General features: G+C 29.7%; 4 protein-coding genes and 1 pseudogene. 4 read left to right on the forward strand and 1 reads right to left on the reverse strand.

Annotated elements, in window-relative coordinates; all coding sequences use genetic code 11:
* Positions 1-102, reverse strand: a pseudogene (locus DRF58_RS19295) (IS982 family transposase); the annotation flags it as partial.
* Between the two features lie 1,140 nt (positions 103-1,242).
* On the opposite strand from DRF58_RS19295, the gene DRF58_RS17660 reads away from it, so the two are divergent.
* From DRF58_RS17660 to DRF58_RS17675, 4 genes are read left to right on the forward strand one after another with little or no spacing between them, the layout of a single operon-like run.
* Positions 1,243-1,785 carry a toll/interleukin-1 receptor domain-containing protein gene (locus DRF58_RS17660; RefSeq protein WP_185144554.1) on the forward strand — a complete coding sequence of 181 codons (543 nt, stop codon included), beginning with the start codon at positions 1,243-1,245 and terminating at the stop codon, positions 1,783-1,785.
* Positions 1,786-1,787: 2 nt separating this feature from the next.
* A complete protein-coding gene (locus DRF58_RS17665; protein WP_116037246.1) occupies positions 1,788-3,248 on the forward strand; it encodes an SIR2 family protein in 1,461 nt (486 codons plus the stop codon).
* Positions 3,249-3,250: 2 nt separating this feature from the next.
* Positions 3,251-3,742: a TIR domain-containing protein gene (locus DRF58_RS17670; RefSeq protein ID WP_116037248.1), complete on the forward strand. Its 492-nt coding sequence runs from the start codon at positions 3,251-3,253 to the stop codon at positions 3,740-3,742.
* A 3-nt stretch (positions 3,743-3,745) separates the two neighbouring features.
* Positions 3,746-4,453, forward strand: a complete 708-nt coding sequence (locus tag DRF58_RS17675; protein WP_116037249.1) for a TIR domain-containing protein — start codon at positions 3,746-3,748, stop codon at positions 4,451-4,453.
* Positions 4,454-4,720: the final 267 nt, after the last annotated feature.

Genomic DNA, 4,720 nt, shown 5'->3' on the forward strand with positions numbered 1-4,720 from the left:
AGATAATTTTGGTTTAATTGGTTTGAAATAAAAATTTTCTTTGATGGTTAATTTTCTTAATTCCTTTAAAATAAAATCGTAAATTGCATCTAGGTTATTCATAACGTATTAGATTGATAGTCAATACAATATACGAAATTTCCGTATTATGAGTAACCTTTTTTATAATGCACTACGGGTTAAATAGTTATAAAGTACCAATAAAAGGAGAGTCTCCGCAAAATATTCTGAATGTGTATACGACTAAAGATTTTATAGGTATATCTTTTATTAGTCAAATAGTGATATTGAGACAAAATCAAAATTTATAAAAAATAAATATTCATTTTAAATGAAGCATTAAAAATTGATGATGAACGAAATAATTAAGTTACTACAAATGATAATAGAATTTCTTTTGAGATATAATGAAAATCAAAATTTTTAAGGATGATAAACTATACTATCAACTATTGAAATTGTTCAGTATTAATATATGGTTGCTGAAAACTAAACGAAATTCACTCAGATCTTCAATCTTTTCATATAGCTAAAACTGTAATCTATTGTTACAGCTAAGACTAAACCGCAGTAAAAATAAAAACCAGATTCTTGTTTTGAAATTGAGAAATTGTAGAGTAAAGTAATCATCAAAGCTTTCTAAAAAAAAAGCAAATTATTTTAAACTGTAATAAAACCAAACGCAACTGGGAAATCAGCCGTCCTAATTCATAAATTAATTAAAATGTTGGGAAATTGGATTTTAAAAACACTTATCTATTATATACGCTTGAGCCTTCTTTTGGGAGGCTTTTTTTTGAGTATTTACGGAAACCCATAAAAATTTAAAGTTTTTAAAATTTAATTTTACAGTGATTAAATCTAAAATATTTTTGGACAGTATATTGTCAAATGATTGAATTAAAGTATTATTAAACAAAACTAAAAATAGCAATGAATATAAAATTACCCGCAACATCAGGACTTTGGACATTTGCAGATGTACGTAAATTACTAAGACCATACAGAAAAATTTCCACGTGCTAATTAAACTATTTAGATTTTGCAATAAAAAACGATTCAGTTATAAAATTACCGTTACCCTCAGAAAAAAAACAATTTATTGCCAGTCAGTTAGAAATTTATTTACATACTAAAAGCAATATCAGATGAAATAAGGAAGGTAGTGGAAAGCTTTAAAGGGGAAGATGTCACGAATGAATAATTAATAAAGGATAATAACAAGAAAAAAAAATAAAACATATGGCCATTTTTACGAAACAAGAATTTCAGACGATAGCATACAATAAGGCTAGGAACAAAGGATATACATCCTTAAATGAGAGTAGAACCTTCTCTGAATATTCATCAAAAACTAGTGTTTTTTTATCACATTCTCATAAAGACCAAGCCTTGATCGCTCAGGCAAAGACATTTTTTGAAAATTTAGGTATTTCTATTTATGTTGATTGGGCTGATGAAACGATGCCAGAACATACAAGTGGAATTACAGCACAAAATATTAAAAGTCAAATTAGAAAAAATGATAAGTTTGTCTTATTAGCTACAAATGATGCCATTGCTTCAAAATGGTGTAATTGGGAGGTTGGAATTGGTGATACGTATAAACTGGCAAGTGATAAAATATGTATTTTGCCCTTGGCAGATAGTAGGCTCACTTGGCAAGGGAACGAATATCTTCAAATTTATCCTAGAATTGAGGAAAGTGAGTACACGAAAGATTATTTCAAAATAATCTATCCAAATAAAACAGAAGTATCATTAAACGAGTGGTTAAATAAATAATTATGCAATTAACAGAACAACAAAAGAAATTTATAAATGATTTTATTATAGAAATAAATAGTGGTGACGCTGCTATTTTTGCTGGTGCAGGTTTTTCTGCAACATTAGGTTTTGTAAATTGGAAAGAGTTATTGAGAGATTTAGCAGTTGAATTAAAACTAGATGTTGATAAAGAACACGACTTGATTTCAATAGCACAATATCATTTCAATAAGTTTAAACGAGGCAAAATCAACAACAAAATTATTAATGAATTTACTACACTTACCACAGGTAGTGAAAACCATAAAATTTTATCTCGTATTTGTATCGACACATTTTGGACAACAAATTACGACCAGCTTATAGAAAAGACCTTGGAAGCAAATGGTAAAACAGTTGAAACAAAAATTAGGAACGTAGATTTTTCAAGAAACATCAAGAAAAAAGATGCCATTGTCTACAAAATGCACGGGGATAAAAACTCTCCTGATGAAGCAGTTCTAACAAAGGATGACTATGAAACTTATAATGATAAAAAAGAATTGTTTTCTACTGCCTTGAGAGGAGACTTATTATCAAAGACATTCTTATTTATAGGATTTAGCTTCGATGATCCAAATTTGGAATATATTTTAGGAAGAATAAAAATTCTGTTAAAAGACAACACACCTACCCATTATTGTTTTTTCAAGGAAGTACAAGAGACCGATTTTAATGATGCCGCAAAAACGCCTGAACAAAATAAGGAAGATTATTTATATGCGAAAATTAAACTGGAGTTAAAAATTGAGGATTTAGTGAGGTATGGTATTCACGCCATTATGATTAAGGAATATCAAGAAATAACAGAGATTCTGTACGAGATAGAGAAGAGAATAAAAAGAAGGAACATTTTTATTTCTGGAGCAGCTCACGATTATTCACCTTATACCGCAGAAAATGCGAATGACCTAATTCATTCTCTAAGTTACAAATTGGCTGAAAAAGACTATAAAATTATTTCAGGATTTGGATTAGGAATTGGCAGTGTTGTCATTAATGGTGCATTAGATTTTAAGTTAAATTCTAATTACAGAAATCTGGATGACTTGTTAATTTTAAGACCCTTTCCTCAAATTCAGTCTGGAACTAAAAGTATTCCTGAAATATGGACAGACTATAGAAATGAAATGATTTCCAAAGCTGGCATAGCAGTTTTTGTTTTCGGTAATAAAAAAGTTGGTGATGATATAGTCAACTCGAATGGTATGGAAGAGGAATTTGAAATTTGCCTACAACATAATGTTATACCTATTCCAATAGGAGCAACTGGTTATGTTTCCAAATCATTATGGGATAAAGTTACCAGTGAACTACAATCTTATTATCCTGACAATACAGAATTACACAATGCGATAAGAGAACTGGGGAAAGATAATCCTACAAAAGAAGAAATAATAAACAACACGATAAAAGCAATCAATATTTTACAAAAACTATAATTATGGCTAGAAAAGTATTTACAAGTTTCCATTATGTACCTGATAATTGGAGGGCTTCTCAAATTAGAAATATGGGGAAAATTGAAGGAAATAGTGTGGTTACTTCCAACAAATGGGAAGAAGTAACGAATGGTGGTGATAAAGAAATAGAAAAATGGATTGATGATAATATGAGTGGAAAATCTTGTGTTATTGTATTTGTTGGAGAAAAAACAGCAGGAAGAAAATGGATTGACCACGAAATAAAAAAGGCTTGGGAAGAAGGACGAGGAATTTTTGGAATTTACGTACATAATCTCAAAGATAGTGGTGGTAATCAATCCAATGAAGGAAATAATCCATTTGACGGCTTTAGTGTTGATGGAAAATCGCTTTCTTCAATTGTAAAATGTTACAATCCTCCATACAGTACAAGTACATACGTGTATGACCATATTAAAGAAAATCTTGAAGACTGGATTGAAGAAGCAATAAAAATAAGAAACAATTACTAAATTATGGGTAAGAGTATATTCGTTTCATATAAATATGCAGACGCCCAAGTGCAAGATTTAGAAGTGTATGAAGTTACTGATTTCTTTGGTCCAAAAAGAAGAATTGCAACAACAGCAAGACATTATGTTGATGAGATTGCGAAAATTTTGGAAGAAGATGACCATATTTACAAGGGAGAAAATGATGGAGAAAGTATGGTTGCACTTGAGGATGCTACAATTGCTTCAAAGTTAGGAGATAAAATATTTTATAGTTCAATTACAATTGTACTTGTTTCTAAAGGTATGAAAGAGGTTTTTTCTAGTGAAAAAGACCAATGGATTCCCTGGGAAATTTCATATTCATTGAAAGAACAATCAAGACAAGGGGGAAGAAGCAAAACAAATGCAGTCTTGGCAGTTGTATTACCCGATCAGTGGGGAAGTTATAACTATTTTATTGAAGAAAATTCTTGTTTATATTGTAATTGCAGAACATTAAAAACAAGTTTTTTGTTTCAGATTCTTAGAGATAATATGTTCAATGTACATAGGCCTGTTTACACAGATTGTGTTAATCATAGTGGTACTAAACCGTACAAGGGTTTTTCATCCTTTATCTATTCTGTCAAATGGAATGATTTTATTTTTAATCCAAAAAAGTATATAGACATTGCTATAAACATAAGGGCAAATATCAATGAATATGATATTGTTAAAACTATAAAATAGATAGTCAATTTCCCAAGCTTAGTACATAAAAAAATTAAGGCTGACGTCGTTCGCTTTTTACACTGGTCTTTTACTAATAATTAAAAGGCATATTACAGAATTATTACGGTTGCAATGAACTGTACAAAAATGATTTTAGAAATGAAAAAAACGAAATTAACTTAAATTACCTGAGTTCGGTTTAAGCGAAGTTTAAAAATAATTGACCGTCATTTACTTTTTTCAAGTTGAGTGACGGTTTTTTTGGAAAGAAGCAATAAGCGGTTA

Source organism: Epilithonimonas hispanica (genome assembly GCF_003385395.1).
GTDB lineage: Bacteria > Bacteroidota > Bacteroidia > Flavobacteriales > Weeksellaceae > Epilithonimonas > Epilithonimonas hispanica.